Source organism: Shewanella sp. HL-SH8 (assembly GCF_051165765.1).
Taxonomy (GTDB): domain Bacteria; phylum Pseudomonadota; class Gammaproteobacteria; order Enterobacterales; family Shewanellaceae; genus Shewanella; species Shewanella glacialimarina.
In genome coordinates this window covers 2994012-3019344 of sequence record NZ_CP195039.1, presented here as the reverse complement: position 1 = coordinate 3019344, position 25333 = coordinate 2994012, and the positions used below count along the sequence as shown (strand labels likewise).

Below are 25333 nucleotides of genomic sequence, written 5' to 3'. Positions count from 1 at the left end.
TAAATTATTTTTAAAGTCATATATGCTTAAAAAGGCACCAAACTAACGCGTTAAAACATACCAATGTGTCAGCTTCCTTGCTAGGATCGATATTTTCGATTTCGATGCTAGCTAAGGAAACAAATTTGAACGCGGATCTTAAGCCACTCTCCAAAGCATTTTTACAGCGTTGTGTGCAAACTGACGCGGCCTACATTCGTCGTCGTTTGTTTCGGCTCAATAAACAAACATCGCCAGATCCTACAAATATTGCTGCTAGAGAAAAAGCGATTGCAGAGTTAGAAGCAAGAGCTATCGCATCGGTTGAAAAAGTACAGCTGCGTCTGCAAAATCGGCCTAAAATAAACTATCCTGATGACTTACCCATTTCGCAAAAACGTGACGAAATTGCCACTGCAATAGCCACCAATCAAGTGGTGATTGTTGCAGGTGAAACTGGCTCGGGTAAAACCACCCAGTTGCCTAAAATTTGCCTTGATCTTGGTTTAGGTTGCCGTGGCATTATTGGCCACACCCAACCACGTCGTTTGGCGGCCCGCAGTGTTGCCAGCCGTATAGCGGATGAATTGAATAGTCCATTGGGTGACGTTGTTGGATTTAAGGTGCGTTTTGCTGATGCTATCAGCGAAAATAGCTATATCAAGTTAATGACCGACGGTATTTTATTGGCAGAATTAACCTCAGATAAATACCTAAATCAATATGACGCGATTATTATTGATGAAGCGCATGAGCGCAGTTTGAATATCGATTTTATTTTAGGTTACTTGAAACAAGTGCTTAAAAAACGTCCTGAGCTAAAAGTCATTATTACTTCAGCAACAATTGATGTTGAGCGTTTCTCTCAGCATTTTGGAAATGCGCCCGTTATCCAAGTATCAGGCCGTACTTATCCGGTTGACACTCGTTACCGGCCTTTGGTGCAAGATGATGATGCAGATCGTGATGTCACCGATGGCATTTTTGCCGCCGTAGATGAGCTGATTGCCGAAGGCCCTGGCGATATTCTGATATTTATGAATGGCGAGCGGGAAATTCGCGACACCACAGATATGCTGCGTAAACAAAATTATCGTGATACTGAAATTTTGCCTTTGTATGCGCGTCTTTCCTATGGTGAGCAGTCTAAAATATTTAAAAGTCACATTGGTCGGCGCATTGTATTAGCCACTAACGTGGCAGAAACCTCATTAACTGTGCCCGGTATTCGTTATGTAATCGACCCCGGTACGGCGCGAATGAGTCGTTATAGTTATCGCACCAAAGTACAGCGTTTACCGATTGAGCCTATTTCTCAAGCTAGTGCCAATCAACGTCAAGGGCGTTGTGGTCGTGTTGGCCCAGGTATTTGTATTCGTCTGTATGATGAAACTGATTTTATTCAACGTCCTGAATTTACCGACCCTGAGATTCTGCGTACCAATTTAGCCTCGGTCATTTTACAAATGCTGGCCATAGGTTTAGGTGATATAGCTGGGTTCCCGTTTATTCAGCCACCAGAGCAAAAGCATATTCGCGATGGTTTTTTACTACTTGAGGAACTGCAAGCGGTTAAAAAGCAAAAAGGCGATTTAGTGTTAACCCAACTTGGGCGAAACTTAGCTAAAATTCCGCTAGATCCACGATTAGCCCGCATGGTCTTTGAAGCTAATCAACAGGGCTGCTTACATGAAACATTAGTGATCACCGCAGGATTATCGATTCAAGATCCCCGTGAACGTCCCATTGATAAAAAGCAAGCCGCTAACGAGTACCATAATCGCTTTGCCGATAAAGACTCTGACTTTAGTAGCTGGATTAAATTATGGGATCACATCAAGGATCAGAAACGCGAACTATCCGCTAGTCAATTTAGAAAACAGTGCCGTGATGAATACTTAGCCTATTTGCGAGTGCGCGAGTGGCAAGACTTATACACTCAGCTCAAACAAGCGGTTCACGAATTAAAATGGCGCTTAAATGACACTCCGGCTAGCTATGATAATTTGCATAAAGCTTTGCTAGCAGGGCTGTTAAGTCATATTGGTTTTAAAGATGTTAATAATGAATATCTAGGTGCCCGCAACCGTAAGTTTTTTGTGTTTCCGGGGTCACCTTTAGCTAAAAAAGGCCCTAAGTGGATTATGGCGGCCGAGTTAACCGAGACATCACGATTATTTGCCCGTTGCTGCGCCAAAATACAGCCTGAATGGTTAGAGCCACTTGCAGCTCATTTGATTAAAATCAACCATGTTGAGCCACATTTTGAAGCCAAAGCTGGCAGCGTCGCCGCACTAGAGAATCAAGTGCTTTATGGCTTAACTATCGTCAATCGACGTCGTGTGCAGTATGGTCCTATCGATGCTATTGAAGCGCGTGAGATATTTATTCGCAGCGCGCTAGCAGAAGGGCAGTTGCAAACCAAAGAAGCTTTTTTTATTAACAATCAAAAACTGCTCGATGACATCGAAAGCCTGGAACATAAATCTCGGCGCCGGGATATTTTAGTGGATGAAGATGTGCTGGTGGACTTTTATGAGCCACGAATACCTGAAGGTATTTATAATGCGCCGCTATTTTTCAAGTGGTGGAAGCAAGCACGCATTGAGCAGCCTCAGTTATTAGACTTTAACGCTGATTTATTAATGCAGCGCAGTGTTGAGCATATTTCAGCGTTAGATTTTCCTGAGGTTTGGCACAAAGGCAATTTAGCCCTTAAAGTCAGTTATCATTTTGAACCGGCTAATGCCGATGATGGCGTATCAGTCCACATACCAGTGGCGTTACTAAATCAAATAGATGAGCAAGATTTTGATTGGTTAGTAGCAGGGCTTCGTGAAGAAAAAGTGATTGGCTTAATTAGGTCTTTGCCTAAAACATTACGCCGTAATTTTGTGCCCGCACCTGATTATGCCAGGGCATGTGTGCAGGCCATGACACCGTTTGAATTGCCTTTAATCGACAGCTTATGTAAGCAGTTACTGCGCATGAGCGGGACACGCATTACGGCAGATTATTTTGACTTTAACCAATTAACAGCCCATTTATTAATTAACTTTAAAATTGAAGATGATAAAGGCGAATTAATTGCCCAGGGCCGACAAATCGAGCCGTTAAAAGAGCAACTACAGGGCGTAGTGTCCAAAGCTATTCGCCAGGTGGCTGATAAAGGTATTGAACAAGACAGTTTAACTAGCTGGTCATTTGGCCATTTGCCGGAGCAATATCAGCAGCGTAAAGGCAACTATGAGGTTAAAGCATTTCCTGCGTTAATTGATAATAAAACTGACGTGTCGATTAAACTTTTTGATGATGAGTTAGAAGCGGCCAAGCAGCACAGATTAGGCATTAGACGGTTATTGTTGATCAATATTCCTTCACCGGTAAAGCATTTACAAAAATCCTTGCCTAACAAAGCTAAGCTGGCAATGTACTTTAATCCATTTGGCCAAGTGCAATTACTGATAGACGATATTATTCAGGCATCTGTGCAGCAATTACTGGATGAAAAAAACCTTGATGTGCGCAACGAACAACAATTTGAGCAAGCTAAAGACTGGGTCAGGCAAGAACTCAACAGCACAGCTGAAAAAATTGCCTTAAAAGTCGAAAAAGTACTGACAATTTATCAGCAAATTAAAAAACGCTTAAAAGGTAAAATCAGTTTAGATATTGCCTTTGCTATGAGTGATATTCAAACCCAGCTTGATAAATTGGTCTATAGAGGATTTGTGCAAGAATGTGGTTGGGATAAGCTGACCGGCGTGGCACGTTACTTATCCGCTATTGAGACTCGATTAGATAAGTTACCCGTTGACCCTAGCAGAGACCGAATACACATGCACAGTATCAGTAAGGTTGAAGGATTGCTGGCAGCACAATTAGCGAAAGTCCCGCGACTGCAAGCAGTGCCTGAGGCATTACATGAAGCACGTTGGATGATTGAAGAATACCGGGTGTCGTGTTTTGCTCAAATACTTGGCACAGCGTATCCAATTTCTGAAAAACGAATTTTAAATCACATCAGCCAGGTTTAAAGCGTGTTTTAATTCAATAGGATCTACACAGATAAAAACCTCAATTTATTGTATAAGTTGAGGTTTTTTTATGGGGATAACCGTAAACGATAGAAGCTAATATTTACCGCAGTAAACGTTCTGACATCAAGCTTTGACCATAGTGTTCAATAACTTCACCAACAGAATGTTGATCGAGTTGGCGCAGGGTTGAAATTTCATTAATCAGCAGATCTTGGACATCAACAGGGATACTCATATGTTCCATAAACATATGCATACCCAGATTATCACTTTGCCTAAAGAGAGCCACTAACTGGCTTGCTTCATATTCAACAAGTGCATTCATATATATTCCCTACAAACAGGTTGGGGTAATTCAAATATAGTGTATAAGTACGCGGCTTGTTATAACCATTAATTGTAATATTTTCTTAATATCAGCTTTTAGGGTATAAAAAGTGACTGTCAATCTGAAAGTGTTTCATCATTTTGGCTGTTATATGGATTGCGCTGCAATAAAAACATTCTATTCTGAAAGTTTTTGGTAAGTTTGTGGGTGTTGGACTAGTAATCATTAGCCCTAGGTTGATATACTCACCGTCAGAAGAACGTGATTGGTACTCTTCTCTGTTACTAGGTAAATGTTACTGACAAAATAGTCAAAAAATAAACATGCCTAGACCCTAAACGACCTAAGAAATGATTGGAGTTATTATGGAAGTTCATGAATACGAAAACGCTTACTATCAAGTAAAAGACGACGTGTTAGAGTCTCTACCTTCTGATGAAGAGTAGGGTTTGAACGAGGAATAATGGCCTATAGATTTAGGTTTACACTCCAAGCGACAATGCAAAAACAAAAAAATAGCAGCCTAGACTGCTATTTTTTTGTTTTATTTTTGGAGAGTTATCCAAAGGTTGATTGACTTTTATCTGGTAAGTTTTTTGTAGGTCGTGAGCAGTATGTTGTCGTTCATAATGATTGCACACCGATTAAGTGTCCTTCTAGCAACAATAATAAACTCAGGTTATTAACCACTAATACGGCCTTTCTCTGGTAATACTTCTACAATAATCCACTTTTTACCTTTCTTCTTTAGATGCAGTGTTCTGTCATCGATCCAAGGTCTACCGCCTTTAAGTCCTTCCATTTTGACAACAATGGTCACTTCATCAGTAAACTTACGAAAAAAATCGATATCGATTTCATCAATGCTCATATTAACTTCGGTCATTGATAATCCCATCACATGACGCTGTACTGATGAGGCAATGTGATAGTGTTCTAATACTTCACGTAATTCAGGTGTCACGTAAGGTAACGCTTTACTTACGTCCCTTTCGTTATAGATAGCTTCTAAAAAACTTAATGTGACGCTTTCTGGTGTTTGCGGGGGTTCGCCTTTTTCAATGACTTTTTCACAGCCTAATAAGGCTATCAAGCTAAAAATAAATACAAATCTAAACATAAGAATATGTTGTTCCTATAAAGATACTCATTAAGGTATGACCCCGTTAGAGTAATAAATGCCGCTGAAGCCTGCAGTTTGTGCAAAACCTAGCCAAATGAATGGGTAATAGTATCTATAATTAAATTATCACTGGCAAGGTAAGTCTATAAATTGCTATGGTGAATTGGTGTAAACAATGTATTCACCTTTAATTGCAGTATTTATAACTGCGAGTAAACTTTTACATCTTAAAGGTTATCCACAGAATCTGTGGACAAGTGTGTGAATGGATTAATGGTTGCCATTTAAGTAATTGTTTTTGTTTAACTATATTTCGTGGTTAAAAAGTACCTTCTACGTATTATTAAAAGATATTAAAAAGCACTGCTTATTAGCAGTGCTTTTTTGTTAGCTTTGATAATAGCTTTGAAGCGATAAAATTGAATGTTTGCTAAGATTTAGCTTTAGCTTCATTTTGTGCAGCTTGAATAGCCGTCAATGCGATAGTGTAAACAATATCATCGACTAATGCGCCGCGAGATAAGTCATTTACAGGTTTACGCATGCCTTGCAACATGGGTCCAATACTGACTAGATCGGCACTACGCTGAACCGCTTTATAGGTTGTATTGCCCGTATTCAAATCCGGGAAAATAAATACTGTAGCTTTACCTGCAACAGGGCTATTAGGTGCTTTAGACAAGGCGACATTCGGCATTACCGCGGCATCATATTGTAATGGACCGTCGATAATGAGGTCGGGACGTTTTTCTTTGGCAATACGTGTTGCTTCACGTACTTTATCAACATCTGAGCCAGTACCTGAAGTCCCGGTTGAATAACTTATCATAGCGACACGAGGTTCAATACCAAATGCAGCAGCAGATTCTGCAGATTGAATGGCAATGTCTGCCAACTGTTCAGGATTAGGATCTGGATTAATAGCACAGTCGCCGTAAACTAGCACTTGGTCTGGCATCAACATAAAGAATATCGAAGAGACTAAGCTTGAACCTGGTGCTGTTTTGATCAACTGCAATGGCGGACGAATCGTATTGGCTGTGGTATTAATTGCACCAGATACAATGCCGTCAACTTCATTTTCAGCCAACATCATAGTACCGAGTACCATGTTATCTTCTAGTTGCTCTCTGGCTACCACTTCCGTTAAGCCTTTATGGCGGCGAATATTGAGCATAGGTTCGGCGTATTTCTCACGTGCGGTCTCAGGGTCGATAATTTCAACCCCTTCACCTAGCACCACATCTTGAACCGAAGCAATACGAAGAATCTCTTCTCTGTTGCCTAACAATACACAACGGGCAATACCACGTTCAGCGCAAATTGCCGCAGCTTTAATGGTGCGTGGCTCTTCGCCTTCAGGTAGCACAATTTTCTTGCGCGCAGCACGAGCTAATTCGGTTAGTTTGTAACGGAAAGCGGGTGGTGATAAGCGATGTTCGCGAGTTGAATCCTGAGTGACACTTTCAATCCAGCTTTGATCGATATGGCTGGCGACATATTCTTGTACTTTCTCAACTCGAACCGCATCGTCTACAGGTACTTCATGATCAAAACGTTGAATATTGAGTGAGGTTTGCCAGGTGTTGCTGTCAATTAAGAATACCGGTAAACCTGTTTCGAATGCCTGTTCGCACAACTTCATGATTTCTGGTTCAGGCTCATAGCCACCGGTCAGCAGTAATGCGCCAATTTTGACACCATTCATTGCCGCTAAACAGGCCGATACGATAACATCAGATCGATCACCAGAGGTGACCAATAATGAGTTAGTCTTAATATGGGTTACCATATTAGGTATTGAACGGGCACAGAAGGTCACTCGGCGCATACGTCTAATATGCATTTCACCCGCATTGATTATTCTGGCATTTAAGTGTTTTGCTAAATCCGATGCACGAGGGGAAATCAAATCTAAATTAAAGGGTACGCTGCCCAGAATACGCAGTGGACTTTTTCCTGGTAGCTGAAACATACCAGCGGTATCAGCCACTTTAACGTTGTTATGATCAAATACTTCAGACAAGTCTGGGCGCGTGCGACCTTCGTTATCGGTAGGAGCGCCAATTTTGTTAATAATAGAACCAATTACGCGTTTGTTTTTAGCACCACCCCATGAGTTATAGGCGATTTCTAAGCGGTTCATTAAGCCATTAGGGGTGTCATTACCCGGCGTTGCAATGAAAATCACATCAGCATCAAGTGCTTTGGCTATTTCATAGTTAATATCATCGGCAAATGGGTGGCTGCGGGTAGGTACTAACCCTTCAACTACAATAATTTCAGTATTGGTGGCACACTCTGATGCCCGTGCAATAATTTGCTCCATTAGCACATCGGTTTGTTCTGAGCGGATTAACGCTTCAGCGTGCTCCATACCAAATGGCTCTAACGGATTAACGGTGGGCGATTTGCTTAAAATGGTGGTAGATCGCTCAGGGCCTTTATCGCCAGAGCGTATTTGTGCAATAGGTTTAAAAAATTGTACTTTTAAGCCCTTACGTTCAAGCGCGCGCACCATACCTAAACTGAGTGATGTTAAGCCCACGCCGATACCGATCGGAACGAGCATAATATTTCGAGACATATAAACCTCAATAAATTCTTAGTGACTAAAGCTAAACCTTTAAAGCCGAGTTTGCTTAGTGTTATGTTAGCTGTGTTTATTTTAACCGAGTCTATCTAGCTGATATTAATTTAACCGCATCTTCAGCAATAACCCACTCTTCATTAGTTGGAATAACCATCGCCACAGGGCTGTTATCAGCAGTAATAATCCCCTCGTTGCCGAAACGAGCAGCTTTGTTTTTAGTATCATCGACTTTAAAGTTGAATATAGCTAATAAATCCAATACTTTGGCACGAATTAAGTCAGAGTTTTCACCAATGCCACCGGTAAAAATTATCGCGTCTAATCGTCCTAGTGGCACAGTGTATGATGCAATATACTTGGCTAAACGATAGCAGAATATCTCTAATGCTAATGTCGCGCCTTTGTGACCATCTTGATAACCTTCTTCAATGCCACGACAATCATTAGTCAGTTCTGAAATCCCCAGTAATCCACTTTGCTTATTTAACAGGTTGTTGACTTCAGTTAGGGTGTATCCGAGTTGATTGACTAAATGAAAAATAATCGATGGGTCTAAGTCGCCACAACGTGTGCCCATCACTAGACCTTCAAGTGGGGTTAACCCCATTGAGGTATCAACACTTTTACCGCCTTTAATCGCAGTAACCGATGCGCCATTGCCCAAGTGTGCGGCGATAACATTGGTGTCGGCAATGTCTTTATTTAATACTTTTGCCGCTTCACGACTGACATAAAAATGACTGGTACCGTGCATGCCATAGCGACGAATGCCATGCTCACGATACAATTTATATGGAAGAGCATAAATATAGGCTTTTTCAGGCATAGACTGGTGAAATGCGGTATCAAACACCGCCACTTGTGGCAGTGTTGGAAATGATGCCATTGCTGCACGAATACCAATTAAGTGCGCTGGGTTATGAAGCGGAGCAAGTGACGCGCAGTTTTCAATACCCTGAATGACATCAGGAGTGATAATCACTGAACGAGTGAATTTTTCCCCACCATGAACAATACGATGACCAATGGCTTTAATCTGTGCGGCTAATTCTGGATGGCCCGCTAGAATAGTTTTAACAATATATTCAACGGCTTCACGATGTGCGGTAAATGCGCCTAACTTTGCTTCGTTTTTGCCGCCTTGAGCTTTCCATTTAATGCGCGAGTCCTCAAGGCCAAAGCATTCCGCTAAACCTGAAATGTGCTCTTCACCCGACTGTGCGCCGATAACGGCAAATTTTAGCGATGAACTGCCGCAGTTTAAAACTAATACTAAATTATCTGACACTAGGTTATCTGACATAATTAGACCTTACTAAGCTTAATCAAAAATTTTAAAGAGTGCGCCGCATAATCGATGTTAGGCAGTGCATTGGTATCGTGTGTTAGCCAACATCATTTTGGCTGTTTATTTGGGACAAACTTAATCAATATGCTATTGTTTAAGCATGTTCCACCATGTTAGGTAATTCTCTTTGGTACTCAATGTTGTCACGCTCATTCGCGACGGTAAAAAATACATGTCCACATGGCCCATGGTGCGCCAGTTAGGCTTTTATTTTCCAGAATACCGTGTCGTTAAAGCGACTCAAACCGCTTTTTGGGCAATGCCAGTTATTGCCTTATTTGCTGCATTTAGCCAAATTTATGTTTTAGGTTGGGATCATTTACCCCAAACTTTGGCAATGACCCTGTTTATTATTAGTTTACCTATTCAAGGCTTGCTCTGGCTTGGTTGGCGTTCGCGTCATCCATTGCCATTAAGTTTGTTTGATTGGAGCAATCAGCTTAGCCAAAAACTCAACCAAATGGGCGTTAATTGCCAACCACTAGGTGCCAAAGCGTGTTACTTAGATTTTGCTAGCTTACTTAATATTGCCTTTAACCGATTGGATAAGCATTATTGGGATGAGCTATAAGTTACATGCGCTAACATTACTAACACTGCAAGCATCGAATTAAAAAATAGCTTGAATACCACGGTCAGTGAATACTTGTTTAATGGATAACATGGTTTGTTCACTTGGCGGTGATAAATTAGCAAGAGGCGATGTTTCGCCATAGGCTTGCCATTTATGTTCACCTAGCTGGTGAAACGGCAACAACTCTACTTTTTCTACATTGGTCATGGGCTTGATAAATTCAGCCAACTTTATTGCCGATTCAATATCATCGGTAAAACCATTGACCACCACATAGCGTATCCAGGTTTTTTGCCCTCGAGTTGCCAGATACTGAGCAAATTGCAATGTGCGTTGATTGCTGACTTTTGTGAGCAAAATATGAGTTGGGTCGTCCATTTGTTTAATATCGAGTAACACTAAATCAGTGCTATCAAGTAACTCATCGATAACAGGATCGTATTTTCGGACAAAGCCATTGGTATCAAGACAAGTGTGAATAGCTTGGTCTTTACAGGCTTTGAAAAGCTCAGCGACAAATTCGGCTTGCAAAATGGCTTCACCACCACTTGCAGTAACGCCACCGCCACTGGCTTCTAAAAAGGGGCGGTAGGTGATAATTTGTGACATTAGTTCATTTACAGTGACTTCTTTACCCGCCTCTAGGTCCCAGGTATCGCGGTTGTGGCAGTATTGGCAGCGCATTAGGCAGCCTTGCATAAAAGCAATATAGCGAATACCTGGACCGTCAACTGTGCCAAACGATTCGATGGAGTGGATGCGTCCCGTTGCCATTTAACACCCTTTATAAATGAGAGTAATAAACCAATGTTCAATAAAAAAGCTGCATCGAATATTCGATACAGCTAATTTTAGCAGAGTTTATAAACCTTTAGTGAAGGTTCTGGTGATAACGTCTTGTTGTTGCTCTGTGGTAAGGGCATTAAAACGTACTGCGTAACCAGACACTCGAATGGTGAGCTGTGGATACTTGTCTGGATTGATAATCGCATCTTCAAGCATTTCACGGTTCATCACGTTAACGTTCAAATGTTGACCACCTTGTTGATGATCATTGTGCATAAAGTAGCCATCCATCAATGCTGCAAGGTTATTGCGACGCGTACTATCTTCTTTACCTAGCGCATTGGGCACAATAGAGAAGGTATAAGAAATACCGTCTTGTGCGTGCTCAAAGGGTAGCTTGCCCACAGAGGTTAATGATGCAATAGCGCCATTTTCATCACGACCATGCATTGGGTTGGCACCTGGCGCAAAAGGCGCACCAGAGCGGCGACCATCTGGCGTGTTACCGGTTTTTTTACCATAAACCACGTTAGAGGTAATGGTTAAAATTGATTGAGTAGGTATCGCATTGCGATACATTTTTTTATCGCGAATTTTCGCCATAAAACGCTCAACTAAGTCACAGGCAATATCATCTACGCGTGAGTCATTGTTACCAAATTTTGGATAATCACCTTCGATATCAAAATCGACGGCAATACCACTTTCATCACGAATAGGTTTTACTTTGGCATATTTAATCGCTGAAAGTGAATCAGCTGCAATCGATAAACCAGCAATACCACAAGCCATGGTACGACGAACATCACGGTCGTGTAATGCCATTAATGCAGCTTCGTAAGAGTATTTGTCGTGCATAAAATGAATACTATTAAGTGCGGTGACATATTGGGTCGCTAACCAATCCATTTGCGAATCTAAACGCGTCATTACATCATCAAAATCTAGCACTGTGTCAGTAATTGCAGCGGTTTTTGGGGCAATTTGTTTTTTAAGCTTTTCGTCAACGCCGCCATTAATAGCATAAAGCATAGTTTTGGCTAAGTTAGCGCGAGCACCGAAAAACTGCATGTGTTTACCGACAATCATAGGGCTAACACAACAGGCAATAGCATAATCGTCCGATTGGAAATCTGGGCGCATTAAGTCATCATTTTCATACTGGATTGAGCTGGTATCGATAGTGACTTTTGCGCAATAACTTTTAAAGCCCTGTGGCAATTTTGTTGACCACAATACGGTGATATTTGGCTCAGGGCTTGGGCCCATATTGTATAGAGTATGTAAGAAACGGAAACTTGATTTAGTCACTAAAGTACGACCGTCTACACCCATACCTGCGATAGATTCTGTTGCCCAAATAGGGTCGCCAGAGAATAGTTCATCGTATTCAGGGGTACGTAAAAAACGAACCATACGCAGTTTCATCACAAAATGGTCAACCATTTCCTGAGCTTGTTGTTCAGTAATGATGCCATTTTTGATATCACGTTCAATAAAGATATCTAGAAATGATGAGGTACGCCCTAAAGACATTGCCGCGCCATTTTGACTCTTAACTGCGGCTAAATAACCAAAATAGGTCCACTGAATAGCTTCTTTCGCTGACGAGGCGGGTACTGAAATATCACAGCCATACTTAGCGGCCATCACTTTCATTTGCGTTAATGCACGATATTGTTCTGATATTTCTTCGCGAAGCTGAATAACGTTATTGAGATCGTCACCCGCTTCCATTTGAGCCTGTAAAGAGGTGAACTGGGCAAGCTTGTCTTGCATTAAATAGTCGATACCGTATAAGGCAATACGACGGTAATCACCAATAATTCGACCACGGCCATAAGCATCAGGTAAGCCAGTTAATATGCCAGATTTACGACAAGCCATAATTTCAGGGGTGTAAACATCAAATACACCTTGGTTATGGGTTTTACGTAGCTCAGAATAAATGTAGTTAATATCACTGTCTAATTCGCGGTCATAAGCTTTACACGAGCCTTCAACCATACGAATGCCACCATTAGGTAACATGGCACGTTTAAGTGGGGCATCTGTCTGTAAGCCAACTATGGTTTCAAGTTCTTGATTGATATAACCGGCATCGTGAGAGGTGATAGTCGACACCATTTTGGTGTCAAAATCTATCGGGGCATGGGTTGTGTTTTCTTGCTTGATGCCTTCCATCACTTTATCCCATAAAGATAAAGTTGCGTCAGTGGCATCGGCTAGAAAAGATTCGTCACCTTCATAAGGAGTATAGTTACGCTGAATAAAATCTCGAACGTTGACTTGTGTTTTCCAGTCACCGGCGACAAAGTTATTCCACGCATTTGCAAAAACCGTTGTTTTATCAGTCATGTCATTTTACCTTTAAACTTAATGAATCGGTATGTCACTCTGTTATGCTATTTAGCTTTTTTAATGAGTTAAATAGCTAGGCTAACAGGCTCAGAAATTCTTTTAGGCTGCATAGTTGAATGGTCAATTCACAAACAACCACAATAGCCACATGGATTAATTGACGTCAAATGAACGTGCCGATTATAACTTTGAGGACGTCAAATAAATCATTTATAAAAATCTACTTCAATATTGGTAAGACCAATTTACCTAATGATATTATCATACCTATATAGCAACCGCATTAAAATCAGTTGACCTATATTTAAAACTGTTAACTAGCTATCATTTTTTGCTTGTTTGACTTTCTGCAGCAGGTCTTAAAATTACTTAGTTTGCCAATTTTAACTCGTATTAATTATAGATATTGTAATGAAGTTATGCCGCCTATGATTAACAATGTTCGAGTATATTAAGGTTAGCCAACGGTTGGAGAAATAGAAAAGAGAGCATCAGCTCTCTTTTGGTAGATTGCCCCACTAAGCCGCTTAGTGAACAGATAGCTTATAACAAAGCGGGAATACCTTGAATCATGCCTACCGCTAACATAGCTGCTAAGCAGATGATAAAAGCAAGTCCAGGTATAATTAGACGATCAGTAACCGATAAACTCTTAGCTCTTTCTTTATCACCAATAAGCCCATTATTATCCAGAAACATGGTTAAAGCCCACGCTAGTACAGGGTTGGCAACAAAAGCCGCAAAAATACAGATGCCTGCGGCCTGACTGTTTTGTGTGTCTTTAACCATTTGCATACCAGCCTCTAATAGAGGTAAAAATACCCCCACCAATAAAGCAATGGACATGACGGGGCGCCAAACGGTGACATCCATTGGATAACCGATTATCGCCACAATAATGCATAGAATACCTAATAGAATTGCGCCAGCAGGGATAGGGCGTTTAGCAATGGCAGCAGGGATCATATAAGTACCCCAAGAGGAGGTAATATTACCGCCACCGACAGCAGTGCCGACGATTTGACGAAGTGAACAAGTCGTCATGGTGTCATCCACATCCATTAGCACTTTTTCAGAACCTTTTGGATAATTCAGTTCTTGGAAAATACGATGGCCAAGGAAATCAGGTGACCACATTGCAACGGCTAAAATGGCAAAAGGTAATGAAGCGATAAAGTGTGCCGTATTGGGTAAGCCTAAGTGCCAGCCATGTTCGGTTGACCCCCACCAATAAACAGGATTAAGATTTGGAATGCCAGGTTCTGTCACAAACTGTAAATCTAATCCTGCTCCTAGACCAAATGCAAGTGCAATGGCAGAGATGGAACATAACGGAATGGCTAGCCAACGTTTACCCACTTTTGCTAGGTAAGCATATAAAATAACATTGGCTAATAGAATAAAGAAAGCAACATAACCTAAACTGTAATCGAGTTGATGCTTTGTTTGTAATTCGCCAGCCCAGTCAAATAAAGAGCTGATTTGGCTTTTTGCGCCCATAAACCCCAGAAATACCAGCAAGCCACCCGCGACGCCGCTTGAGGTGAGGTTAACTAATTTAGAACCGCCTTTAAAGTAACTCAGCAGCAGACCAAATATCCCCAGTAAAATAGCTAAAGCAAGTGGGTGAGCTCCAGCTAAGGCAATTGTCCCAATTAAAGGGATCATCGGCCCATGATTACCAGCCAAATTAGCACGAGGGTTAATAAATCCAGAACTGATAATACAAAAGAGTAACGCAGGAATGAGCATTTCTACTCGAACAACTTGAATGGCGAATTCTGCGCCTAAGTTAATATGGTCCCAACGTTCTGTTAAGCCAGATGCCCAAGCCGCCATGACGGCTGAATACATTACTGTTATACCAATAGTGCCTGCGATAGCAGGTACTAAATCCTCCCATTCAAAACGAAAATCTCTACCGGGTAAATTGAGCCCCCAGCGCTTAGGTTTCATAATCTTTAATTCATGATCTAAATACTCTTCACGGCTATTAAACTCTGACGCGGGACGGTGAAGCTCTTTATAAGTTAACTCAGAGGCTTCCATATCATTGCTTTTGACTGTTTCTGACATAATTTTTTTCTCTGAAAGGGTAAAGTGTTTACCTATTAATGATCACTTCAACAAAATACATAGAATCGACCCAATCACTTGGCTGAAATGTCGTCATTTAAATGTGAAAATCTTGCCCATCATCGTAAATTTATAACCGTCATGATGAGCGGGTAGTAAGCCTTAAATTGAATTTTATTGGTAAGACCAATTTACCTATTGAATTTTAACATAGCAAAGTTGCGCAAGCATTATGTATCAATAAACTTGACGCTACTGATTTATTGATTTGAGACACAGCTAACAGTTTGTCGTGAACTGGAGCAGTGAATGTTAAATCAGGCGTGCATGTTGCAGTTAAATCACAGTGAATTCGAACGACTTACCTTACAAGCAATTTAGTGAATTCGAACGACTTACCTTACAAGCAATTTAGTGAATGACAGAATATCTTGAGCTTAGTCAATTAATGATGCCATTAATGTATGGATAGGCCGGTTTAATATAATAACCATTATAAAACAATGGTTAACACTTATATTGGCTGTGGTTGTTGATAATGTGAGCATCAATATTATTGATACATACATTCATTATTATCAGATTTTATTTTGCTCTCAATCGAGATACGGTAAGTGTCATCAAAGTTAGTTACACCGTCTAAGCATTGGAGGGCAAATGTCTAATAATCCAGCTCAATTATTTTTAAGGCAACAAGGAGTCAATTTATGAACTCCTTTTGGTCTAGCTCAGCTGCATTGATGGGGCAGGCCCCAAATCATAATCAGCCTATTGAGTATATAAATACCAATAATGCGCAAACTACGTCGAGTTATATTGAAGCAAATATGTATCAGCAAGCAGAAGACTATGGAGTGGAGAAAGTCAGCAAATCAGCATGGCAGTCTTTAGGCTTATCGACTTTTGCAGGAATCTTTATCGCAGTAGCCTTTGTGTTTTATATCACTGTCACCACTGGAACAACTGGCTCATGGGGTGAAACTCGATTAGTTGGTGGCTTGGTTTTCAGTTTAGGACTAATTCTAGTCGTTATTTGCGGTGGTGAATTATTTACCAGCTCGGTATTAGTTAGTCTTGCCTGGGCCCAAAAGTTAGTTAGCACTAAGGAGCTAATGGTGTGTTGGGCAAGGGTTTATTTTGGCAACTTAATAGGAGCACTACTGATGGTTGCTTTAATTATGATTGCAAAAATGTATGAGCTAGACGGTGGGGACTGGGGAGTTAATGCACTAAATATTGCTCAGCATAAATTACACCATAGTTGGGGGCAAGCTTTTGCTCTGGGCGTATTGTGCAACCTACTCGTGTGCTTAGGAGTTTGGATGACCTTTGTGACGAAAGATGCACTAACCAAGGCATTATTATTGATTCTACCCGTGGCGATGTTTGTTAGTAGCGGCTTTGAACACAGTATTGCTAATTTGTTTATGGTGCCTCTGGGTATTGCGATTACTCACTTTGCTTCAGCTGAGTATTTTGCTGTTGCCGGCTTAACAGCTGCCCAGTTTAGTGATTTAACCTTGAGTCATTTTATTGTCAATAATTTAATTCCAGTGACGCTGGGTAATATTGTCGGGGGAGGAGTCATAGTTGGTCTAGGTTATTGGCTTATCGAAAGGGCTGCTCCCCATAAAAAAGCGCACCATACCGCAACACCAGCGTTAGCTAATTGTGTTTTGTCATTATCTCACTCATTAAATCTACACAACTCTAAGTTATCAACATTAACTGAACCGCAAATTTTATCCGCAACGTCTTCTGGAGAAATATCTATGCCAAAATTGATTAAACAACTACTTGTTAGTCAAGTCATGAATACTGCCCCATTTACCTTAACGGCAGAATTATCAGTATATGAAGGGCTTAAGCGTTTGTCTGACAAAGGTGAGCGCGGTGCCGCCGTTATTGACAGTCAGCGGCGGCTTCTAGGCTTTGTGTCGCAGCAGGATCTATTACGCAGTTTATGGTCGCAAGAATATATGCGCGATATATCATATAAAGTGGCGGACTTAATGCAAAAAAAAGTGCTAACAGTCGCACCAAATGACACCATTACAGATTTAATTGAATTAATGGTCGTGGATAGAAATAAACTATTTCCTGTTAATGATATGGGGATATTTACTGGTAGTACTTTTGCCTGCTATGAGGAGCGTTTACGCCATGCCTATGCCAGTAAACCAAGCAGCTTCCCCGTAGTGGCTCAAGGTAAGTTAATTGGTATCATTTCAAGAGAGGCCATCGCTGCGAAAATCTCGACTGTTTATTCTTGTTAATCTTATATTGTGAACTTTACATTGTTAACCTGGGCTTTGGGTGGCCCTATGAGGTGCGCGATGGTTAATATAATAAATGGGGCTAAGGTCTCATTTATTATTTGTACAAACTCACATTATTTATAAAGTTTATGGTTCTGACGATGTTTACTCATTTTTCGAGCTTGGGTAATCACACAGTCCCTCAATGGGTTCTCTCCCGCATCACAGCGCCACACAAATGACAGGTGACGATGCATATTAAGTTGTGGTGTCGATAGAATAACAAGATCACCATTAGAGACCTCTTTTTCGACATCTAAGAATGGCAAACTACTTAAATAGGGTCCATTTTTAACCAGCGCCTTTAGTAAGGAAACATGTTCATACTCTTTCCATACGTTGAGTGTTTCAATTACCCCATGAATAGCCCCTTCAAAAATCCGTCGTGTGCCAGCTCCTTGCTCACGAAGTACCCACTTAGCCTGCTCTAGCTGAGAAACGCTGGTGGTTTCATAACGCGCATAAGGATGATGGGGCGAGGCAACCACGACTAAATGGTCATTTAACCACTGCTCTTGGTGGAGTCGACTGTCATCATAGCGGCCTTCAATAATGCCAAAGTCATATTGATAATTAAGTAAGCCTTCTACTACATGTTCAGTATTTTCCACAGTGAGAGCAATTCTAAGCTCTGGGAAGTCAGTATCAATTTTACTGATAAGTTCTGGAAGTAGGTGTTCAGCTGCTGTTTGGCTTGAACATAACCGGAATATTCCGCTGATAAGATGCTGTTCGTGGAGCCCTAACTCTATTTGTTGGGCGTCTTGAAGCAGCTTTCTTGCTTTGGGGCGTAACCAATTTCCCCAATGGCTCAGGATGAGGCGATTACCTTGGCGGATAAATAAGGGGCGGTCCAATAGGTTTTCTAATTGTCCAAGTGACATACTAACCGCTGATTGAGTCATCGACAGTTTTCGGGCTGCGGCGCTAACACTCTCTAAACTAGCTACTGCGTCAAACACCATTATTTGTTTTAGTGAGTATTTCATTAAAGAATAAGCCCCTAATAGTCTTTGTAAAATAAAAAGATCAATATCATTGATAGATTAATATATGTGGTTTAATGACTTGTTAATACGGTGAGCAGCTTTAGAAGGCTGATGTTTTTCAGAATACCAATTAGACATCGGTACTGTTATTTAAAGCAGCCAATTAAATGACTGGTATAATAACAAGGCAATTTAAGTAAGATTTTGATCCAGTTCTAGTTTTTGATTTTTAAAACATTTGAAACAAGAAAAAGCCTAGCATGAGCTAGGCTTTTGGATTAAATAACAAGCCACTGATTAAAGTGGTCTGAAAATAACAAATTACTGTACGTTTTCGCTTTCGCCAAACTCACCAGCAAATAACACTGATGATAAATAACGCTCAGCGGCTGATGGTAAAATAACTACGATTGTTTTGTCTGCAAATTCTGGCAGTGCAGCAATACGATTAGCCGCTACAACCGCTGCACCAGAAGATATACCGACTAAAATGCCTTCTTCTTTCATCAAGCGTAATGACATTTCAATAGCATCTTCATTGCTAACAGCTTCAACGCGGTCAACTAATGAAAGGTCTAGGTTTCCAGGGATGAAACCCGCACCGATACCTTGTATTTTATGTGGTCCAGGTTGGATAGGTTGACCCGCTTTAGCTTGAGCGATAACGGGTGAATCTACTGGCTCTACAGCAACAGAAATAACTTCTTTACCCTGTGCTTTTAAGAAACGGCTAGTACCTGTAATCGTGCCACCAGTACCTACACCGGCAACAAACACATCTACCTGGCCATCAGTATCATTCCAAATTTCAGGACCTGTGGTTTTCTCATGAATTTCAGGATTAGCAGGGTTGCTGAATTGACCTAAAACTAAATATTTAGACGGATCTGATAAACGAATTTCTTCTGCTTTATCAATTGCGCCTTTCATGCCTTTAGCGCCTTCTGTTAATACCACTTTAGCACCGAGTGCTTTTAACAGTTTACGGCGCTCTAGGCTCATTGTGTTTGGCATAGTTAGGGTTAACTTATAACCACGAGCTGCGGCAACATAAGCAAGTGCAATACCTGTATTACCTGATGTTGGTTCTACTAGCTCTACATCTTTAGTTAGGGTGCCTTTCTTTTCCGCATCCCAAATCATGTTAGCGCCAATACGACACTTAACACTAAAGCTTGGGTTACGGGCTTCAATTTTGGCTAATACGTTACCGTTACTGACGCGATTTAAGCGAACGAGTGGAGTATTACCTAAAGTATATGAATTATCTTCGAAAATTTTGCTCATGAATGTTTACTCCTATTTTTGCATTGTCTAATCATAAACTTCACTGGAGAATTTAGAAGTGAATATTTGTTATTCTTTATTCCTTTTGGTTATAAAAGGGTTCATTGTTATGCTAAATGTATGGTTTTGGCGGTCGTTTTGTATACAAAGAGATATCCTCTAGCCCCTGTATGGTCTGACCATCGAGTTATTTTGGACATATTAGTGAGACTATTTTTCTAGTTAGGACTAAAATGGCGCCAAGCGGCTAAATATATGAATTCTTTTTCACAGATACAATTTTTGTGGTGACTGTATAGCCTCATTTGGGATTTTAATGGTTTTTGTTATTCCAAATAATAGGCATTTAGCTCAATTAAATTAATAATGGTAATCATCATGATAAAAGTAGTTATTTCAGGTAGTGGTCTTTTTGTTCCTCCTTATGCGGTTTCTAATGATGAGTTAGTTGCTAGCTACAACAGCTATGTCGATTTGCATAATCAACAACACTCTCAGCAAATAGAAAGTAATGAACTTGAGCCCTTGGCATATTCATCTAGTGAATTTATCGAGAAAGCATCAGGGATAAAAAATCGATACGTAATGGTGAAAGAGGGGATCTTAAACCCTGAGATAATGATGCCATTGATTGCTGATCAAGCGTCTGATGAGCTGTCGCTGCAGGCCAGCATGGGTATTGCAGCTGCAAAGCAAGCGCTGGCCCAGGCAAAAGTGAATGCTGAGGATATCGATTTAGTGATTGTAGCCTGTGCATATACTCAGCGGGCGTATCCTGCAATTGCAATTGAAATTCAACAAGCTATTGGCACTAAAGGTTTTGCCTATGACATGCTAGTTGCCTGCTCGTCAGCGACCTTTGCCATAGTAAATGCGGTTAATGCGATTAAAGGCGGTACTGCAAATCGCGTATTAGTCATAAACCCTGAACTGACTTCGCCGCAAAGTAATTTCAAAGACCGAGACAGTCATTTTATTTTTGGTGATGTGGCAACTGCGGTTGTGGTCGAAAGGCAAGATTTAGCTCAAACAGAACATGCTTTCAATATTTTATCGACAAGTTGTATGACAGATTACTCTAACAATATTCGCAGCAATTTTGGTTTTGTGAATCGTTGTGATCCTGACAATGCGAGCACTGCCGATAAGTTATTTCATCAACAAGGACGTAAAGTATTTAAAGAGCTTTTGCCAATGATTTATCAGCATTTAGATAAGCAATTTGCAGATGAGCAAATCAAACCTGAAGAATTTAAACGTTTATGGTTACATCAAGCTAATATCAACATGAATATGTTTGTAGTTAAAAAATTATTAGGTGATGACGTTGACGAAACAACGGCACCAATAGTACTTGATGAGTTTGCTAATACCGCTTCTGCTGGTTCGGTTATTGCTTTTAACAAGTTTAATAGCGATTTTAAAACCGGCGATCTCGGTCTACTATGTTCATTTGGGGCTGGCTATTCTATTGGCAGTATCGTGCTCGAGAAGTGTTAAAGATTAAATGTTCAATACGGTGAAGCTGTATCAAAAGCACTTAAATATCTGATTGTTTCACCACTCTGTATTACATTAATTGTCTAGTCCTAAAATAGGTTGACGGTTTTTATTAAGCCAGTTGGAACTCCCGACTGGCTTTTTCATGCACTTCGTTTGGGGTTTTCATTCCTAAACTAAGGTGCGGTCTTAACTCGTTATAAGTCCTAATCGATTCTTTGATGAGTATTGCCAGCTCCTTCATCGTTCGACAGCGGTAAAGTAAAAACTCTTGCTTCAAAATACCATTCACTCGCTCAGCTAACGCATTCTGATAACAATCATACCCATCTGTCATCGATGGCCTTATCGCATTCGCAGCCAATTTATGTTGATATTCTGCTGAGCAGTACTGTATCCCTCTATCTGAATGATGAATGACATCATTGGTTGTCTGACGATTCTTTATCGTCATCTCCAATGCTTTAACGACATCACTGGCTTTCATTTCATCACTTAATTCATAACCCATTATTTTTCTTGAATATGCATCTGTGACTAATGATAAATAGTGAGTTCCTTCGTCTGATTTTACGTAGGTTATGTCACTGACAAACACCTCTTCAACTCCCTTCACCACTCTGTCTTTGAGTAAGTTTGGGTGTTTTCTCAACCAATGATGGCTATGGGTTGTCTTGGTGTAATTCTTCCTAGGCTTTACTAACATATTGTGTTGTTTCAAATACCGAAATAGACCGTCTCTACCTAGCTTTATGCCTTGTTCAAGTAACTGTGGCTTGATGAGTTGATAAAGCTTACGCGTACCCACTCTGGGCATGAACTGACGCCAATACATAACCATCGTCATCACCGGTTTTAATATCTCAGCTCTTGCTGCTAAGCGCTGCTTCCATTGATAAACAGCTTGTCTTGATAGGTTAAACTGCCGACTCGCTGTCGCTAGCTTTACAGTGCCTTTTTCTTTGGCAAGCCAGAGCGTTCGGCTAAGTACTTTTTTTCTAAATCAATTCCGTACTCATTTTTAAGTAAGTCGACCATATCGCCATAAATCATATTTTTCATTTCGAGATTGGAGACTTGTTTCTCTAATCGTTTGATTTTCTGGGCGGGTGTTTCTGTAGATTTGGACATAGGTGAATGCTCAATCGGCTGGGACCAATCTAATCTACCATGTTTTCGTAACCATGTTAGGACGGTACTTCTCCCTTGAATGCCATAGTGGTCTTGAGCTTGCTTATACGTTAGCTCGCCTTTTTCTACTTGACTAACAACCGCTAATTTAAAGCCTAATGTGTAATCTCGTTGAGTACGTTTTATATTGATTGATACTGAAGGTTTCATAGATAAGTCTCCAATGTGTCAACTTATCTCAGGACGGGACAAATAACCAATAAAAGCCGTCAGTGAATACTCACGGCTTTTATTGGTTTTGTGTCTTGTCCTAGCAGCTGCTTATCATAAAAAATACACGCTCAATGCCTGTTTACCGCGTTACAATAACCAAGCGTAGCTTACCTTCATAAAGTAGGTTCTGTCATTTTGGGTTAACGAATCAATCTCGTCATCGGCTTTAAATGCATCTGAGTAACCGATATAGAACACACTTTGTGGGTTGAGTTTATAACCATAGAGCAACTCGTTACCTAGGTCTTTATATTTGGTATTAGGTTGTTGATAAATATACAGGCTTGGGTCTCTTTCTATATTTGTATACACACTAGACAGGCGGATAAAGCTATTAAGAGTAATTTGCCAGTTTACTCGGATGTCGGTTAGGTTTGCGGTAAACAGTCTACCGCCATCAACATCAAGCGTTTGATATCTGTGGGATAAATCTAACACAATCGAGTCGGTCATTTTCCATTCAATTTCGGGGTTGAACATGGTTAATGTGCCTAAGCGATCGTTGGCAAAGTCGATGCTATCACCGTAATTGATGTCCAACTCTAGCTTGATTGATTGCAGCGGTACAAAGTTGGTATAAAACCAGCCGATAGTTTCATCAAACATTTGGGTGTTGTTGTCAATGTCGATATTGGATGGATTATGGCGTCTGCCTACACGTTCACGTTGGGTGATGCCTGAAGCAATATAGCTTTGATAGCCACCTTCAAGTTCAACAAACATTTCAGCTTCTTGTTCGAGCAGCTCCCCTTTTTGGGTATGTGTAATATCCCAATCGCCACCTAATTGTATCTTATTAAAAAAGTTCTCAGATGGGTACCAGCGATAGCCACCACCGGCAACAAACTTGGCCGCATCGACTTTTTCAATAAAGCCTAAATCGGCTCTAAAGTCATCACCCACAGATTCATACTGTGTTGAGGCGTACCATTCGCGACGATTATGCTGGTAGGTTAGTTTGAACATATTGTCGCTAAATTGGTCCTGTTTATTCGTTCGCAGGACTCGTTCGTTATAGTCACAGTTACTTAAATCGCATTCTATTGGAGCAATAGTACAGTCATCCCCTTTACAGAATTGATTAAAAAACTTATCAGGATATTCTGTTTGTGAAAATGCATACTGGGCGGTAAAGGTGTCTTGTTCTGTCGGCTGATATTTCATATCAGTACTATAAACATAGTTGTGATAATTATCAGACTGCTTGAGTGTCATGACCCCGCCAATAGATAATTGTTTGCTGGGGTCGTAACGATATCGCGCTGCTACGTTATAACTTTCTTGATCAAGGGTGGCGATATCTGAGCTTAAATTGCCAGGCACTAAAAATTGAGTCTGGATATCATTTGCAGCTAATACCCCAATAGTATGATCATCGGTTTTACTGGTCAGTTTTACCCCGTAGTCAGGAGAACTGATATTACGGGTATGAAGCAATTCCATTTGGCTGTCAAAGTAGTCTTTGTTATCTAAAAAGAATGCACGTTTTTCGGGGAAAAACAGCGCAAATGTATTGTTAACATCCAATTGACCGGCATCTGATTCCACCTGGGAGAAGTCGGGGTTAATTGTTGCATTTAATAGTGTTGTTGGCGTTATGCCCCAACGTAAATCCAGTCCTGCTTCAACGTCTGACTCCGCTTCCCAGGGCGTACTAGGGGTTAAGTTGCGCTGGTTATTTTGGTTGGCAACAAGTGACGGCGTTATTTGAATGTCTTTACCCTGTTTAGCACCTTCTAACCCTTGTAAAATCCCCAGCTGACATAATTTACATGACACATTACGGTCTATTTTATGCGTTGAAAAACGCTGATTTTCATGTCGAGGGTAAAAGCGGATAAATTCCACGCCCCAGTTTTGAACGGCATTTGAATCATCAAAATTGAATAATCTGAGCGGAAGTTGAACTTCTACTTGATAGCCTGTCTCAGTGATTTTACCTTTGCTGTACCAAATACCATCCCAAGCATCACTTTCTTGTCCTGTTAGCTCGTTTTCAATTGAATCACTTTGAACACCGTAGGCGTTGATAAAAAATTGATAGGCCAACCGGGCATTATTGAATGTATCTAGTTTAATACCCACCATGTCATCACCCCAAGACTTGTCTCGGTCACGCAAATTGGCACGAATGGCTTGTGGATTAGGATCATGAGCGGTGAATGCCACATATAAACTGGTTTGCGAAGCAAATATTCTTGCGGTTGTAACCACTGGTGCAGCAACGTTTTCAGCTGGTGATGTTTCAAACTTCAATTCAACTGCTTCAGCCTGCTGCCATTGAAGCTCATCGAAATCACCATCAATAATAATGTCATCGCTTAATGTAGGCAGCGTGGCATGAAATTGATCGCTACTGCCAGCAAAGGTGCTAAAGCTGATTAGGCCACTGAGTATTAATAGAGTTTTTGAGTAGTTATTCACTGGTTATCTTGAATATTGTTAGTTGTTTTATGCATTGTCGCAAACAAACGCAATAATTCCGACCTTTAATGCGATAAAAAGATTGTCAAAATGTTACAAAATTTGTGCTGGTGAAATTGTACGATGTGAATGTAGATATCATTACAAAAAAGCGCCAAGAGTCAATCTTAGCGCTTTAGCTGGGGGCGATTTAAGTTCGCTAC

General features: G+C 40.7%; 15 protein-coding genes. 4 read left to right on the top strand and 11 right to left on the bottom strand.

Annotation, left to right across the window (positions count from 1 at the left end):
• The first annotated feature begins 104 nt into the window (after nucleotides 1-104).
• Nucleotides 105-4016: an ATP-dependent RNA helicase HrpA gene (hrpA, locus tag ACRWQN_RS13275; RefSeq protein ID WP_434938241.1), complete on the top strand. Its 3912-nt coding sequence runs from the start codon at nucleotides 105-107 to the stop codon at nucleotides 4014-4016.
• Between the two features lie 103 nt (nucleotides 4017-4119).
• On the opposite strand, the gene ACRWQN_RS13270 is transcribed toward hrpA, so the two are convergent.
• From ACRWQN_RS13270 to ackA, 4 genes are all read right to left on the bottom strand, one after another.
• Complete coding sequence (locus ACRWQN_RS13270; protein ID WP_226414899.1) at nucleotides 4120-4344, bottom strand: hypothetical protein; 225 nt, start codon at nucleotides 4342-4344, stop codon at nucleotides 4120-4122.
• A gap of 685 nt (nucleotides 4345-5029) precedes the next feature.
• A complete protein-coding gene (locus ACRWQN_RS13265) occupies nucleotides 5030-5467 on the bottom strand; it encodes a hypothetical protein (RefSeq protein WP_434938239.1) in 438 nt (145 codons plus the stop codon).
• 433 nt (nucleotides 5468-5900) lie between these two features.
• Complete coding sequence (gene pta, locus ACRWQN_RS13260) at nucleotides 5901-8057, bottom strand: phosphate acetyltransferase (RefSeq protein ID WP_434938237.1); 2157 nt, start codon at nucleotides 8055-8057, stop codon at nucleotides 5901-5903.
• Between the two features lie 91 nt (nucleotides 8058-8148).
• On the bottom strand, nucleotides 8149-9351 hold the full coding sequence (gene ackA, locus ACRWQN_RS13255; RefSeq protein WP_434940661.1) for an acetate kinase: 1203 nt from the start codon (nucleotides 9349-9351) through the stop codon (nucleotides 8149-8151).
• A gap of 187 nt (nucleotides 9352-9538) precedes the next feature.
• On the opposite strand from ackA, the gene yfbV reads away from it, so the two are divergent.
• Nucleotides 9539-9982 (top strand): terminus macrodomain insulation protein YfbV, encoded by a 444-nt coding sequence (gene yfbV, locus ACRWQN_RS13250; protein WP_434938235.1) that lies wholly within the window; start codon nucleotides 9539-9541, stop codon nucleotides 9980-9982.
• A 39-nt stretch (nucleotides 9983-10021) separates the two neighbouring features.
• Here the strand turns inward: yfbV and pflA are convergent, their stop codons facing one another.
• From pflA to ACRWQN_RS13235, 3 genes are all read right to left on the bottom strand, one after another.
• Complete coding sequence (gene pflA, locus ACRWQN_RS13245; protein WP_434938233.1) at nucleotides 10022-10759, bottom strand: pyruvate formate lyase 1-activating protein; 738 nt, start codon at nucleotides 10757-10759, stop codon at nucleotides 10022-10024.
• An 87-nt stretch (nucleotides 10760-10846) separates the two neighbouring features.
• Nucleotides 10847-13129, bottom strand: a complete 2283-nt coding sequence (gene pflB / locus ACRWQN_RS13240; RefSeq protein WP_434938231.1) for a formate C-acetyltransferase — start codon at nucleotides 13127-13129, stop codon at nucleotides 10847-10849.
• 546 nt (nucleotides 13130-13675) lie between these two features.
• A complete protein-coding gene (locus ACRWQN_RS13235) occupies nucleotides 13676-15208 on the bottom strand; it encodes a DUF3360 family protein (RefSeq protein WP_434938229.1) in 1533 nt (510 codons plus the stop codon).
• A gap of 707 nt (nucleotides 15209-15915) precedes the next feature.
• Here ACRWQN_RS13235 and focA point away from each other — a divergent pair.
• The gene (gene focA, locus ACRWQN_RS13230; protein WP_434938227.1) at nucleotides 15916-17484 is read left to right on the top strand and encodes a formate transporter FocA; all 1569 of its coding nucleotides are present in this window, start codon (nucleotides 15916-15918) and stop codon (nucleotides 17482-17484) included.
• A gap of 116 nt (nucleotides 17485-17600) precedes the next feature.
• On the opposite strand, the gene ACRWQN_RS13225 is transcribed toward focA, so the two are convergent.
• Together ACRWQN_RS13225 and cysK are read right to left on the bottom strand one after the other, a co-directional pair.
• Complete coding sequence (locus ACRWQN_RS13225) at nucleotides 17601-18515, bottom strand: LysR substrate-binding domain-containing protein (protein WP_434938225.1); 915 nt, start codon at nucleotides 18513-18515, stop codon at nucleotides 17601-17603.
• A 321-nt stretch (nucleotides 18516-18836) separates the two neighbouring features.
• Nucleotides 18837-19802, bottom strand: a complete 966-nt coding sequence (cysK, locus tag ACRWQN_RS13220) for a cysteine synthase A (protein ID WP_434926496.1) — start codon at nucleotides 19800-19802, stop codon at nucleotides 18837-18839.
• Nucleotides 19803-20180: 378 nt separating this feature from the next.
• Between cysK and ACRWQN_RS13215 the strand changes: the two genes are divergently transcribed.
• On the top strand, nucleotides 20181-21302 hold the full coding sequence (locus ACRWQN_RS13215) for a beta-ketoacyl-ACP synthase III (RefSeq protein WP_434938224.1): 1122 nt from the start codon (nucleotides 20181-20183) through the stop codon (nucleotides 21300-21302).
• A gap of 112 nt (nucleotides 21303-21414) precedes the next feature.
• On the opposite strand, the gene ACRWQN_RS13210 is transcribed toward ACRWQN_RS13215, so the two are convergent.
• Together ACRWQN_RS13210 and ACRWQN_RS13205 are read right to left on the bottom strand one after the other, a co-directional pair.
• Nucleotides 21415-22643 (bottom strand): IS3-like element ISShfr4 family transposase gene (locus tag ACRWQN_RS13210; RefSeq protein ID WP_434938222.1). Its coding sequence is split into 2 segments (ribosomal slippage): nucleotides 21415-22292 and nucleotides 22292-22643, totalling 1230 coding nucleotides; the frame shifts between segments, so codons are not numbered across the junction.
• 150 nt (nucleotides 22644-22793) lie between these two features.
• Nucleotides 22794-25130: a DUF5916 domain-containing protein gene (locus tag ACRWQN_RS13205; RefSeq protein ID WP_434938220.1), complete on the bottom strand. Its 2337-nt coding sequence runs from the start codon at nucleotides 25128-25130 to the stop codon at nucleotides 22794-22796.
• Between the last annotated feature and the right edge of the window lie 203 nt (nucleotides 25131-25333).

Excerpts from the sequence above, each read along its gene's own strand:
- ACRWQN_RS13270 (WP_226414899.1), bottom strand. The coding sequence starts at position 4,344 with ATGAATGCACTTGTTGAATATGAAGCAAGCCAGTTAGTGGCTCTCTTT.
- ACRWQN_RS13265 (WP_434938239.1), bottom strand. The coding sequence starts at position 5,467 with ATGTTTAGATTTGTATTTATTTTTAGCTTGATAGCCTTATTAGGCTGT.
- cysK (WP_434926496.1), bottom strand. The coding sequence starts at position 19,802 with ATGAGCAAAATTTTCGAAGATAATTCATATACTTTAGGTAATACTCCA.
- pta (WP_434938237.1), bottom strand. The coding sequence starts at position 8,057 with ATGTCTCGAAATATTATGCTCGTTCCGATCGGTATCGGCGTGGGCTTA.
- pflA (WP_434938233.1), bottom strand. The coding sequence starts at position 10,759 with ATGGCAACGGGACGCATCCACTCCATCGAATCGTTTGGCACAGTTGAC.
- ACRWQN_RS13215 (WP_434938224.1), top strand. The coding sequence starts at position 20,181 with ATGATAAAAGTAGTTATTTCAGGTAGTGGTCTTTTTGTTCCTCCTTAT.
- hrpA (WP_434938241.1), top strand. The coding sequence starts at position 105 with ATGCTAGCTAAGGAAACAAATTTGAACGCGGATCTTAAGCCACTCTCC.
- focA (WP_434938227.1), top strand. The coding sequence starts at position 15,916 with ATGAACTCCTTTTGGTCTAGCTCAGCTGCATTGATGGGGCAGGCCCCA.
- pflB (WP_434938231.1), bottom strand. The coding sequence starts at position 13,129 with ATGACTGATAAAACAACGGTTTTTGCAAATGCGTGGAATAACTTTGTC.
- ACRWQN_RS13235 (WP_434938229.1), bottom strand. The coding sequence starts at position 15,208 with ATGTCAGAAACAGTCAAAAGCAATGATATGGAAGCCTCTGAGTTAACT.
- ACRWQN_RS13225 (WP_434938225.1), bottom strand. The coding sequence starts at position 18,515 with ATGAAATACTCACTAAAACAAATAATGGTGTTTGACGCAGTAGCTAGT.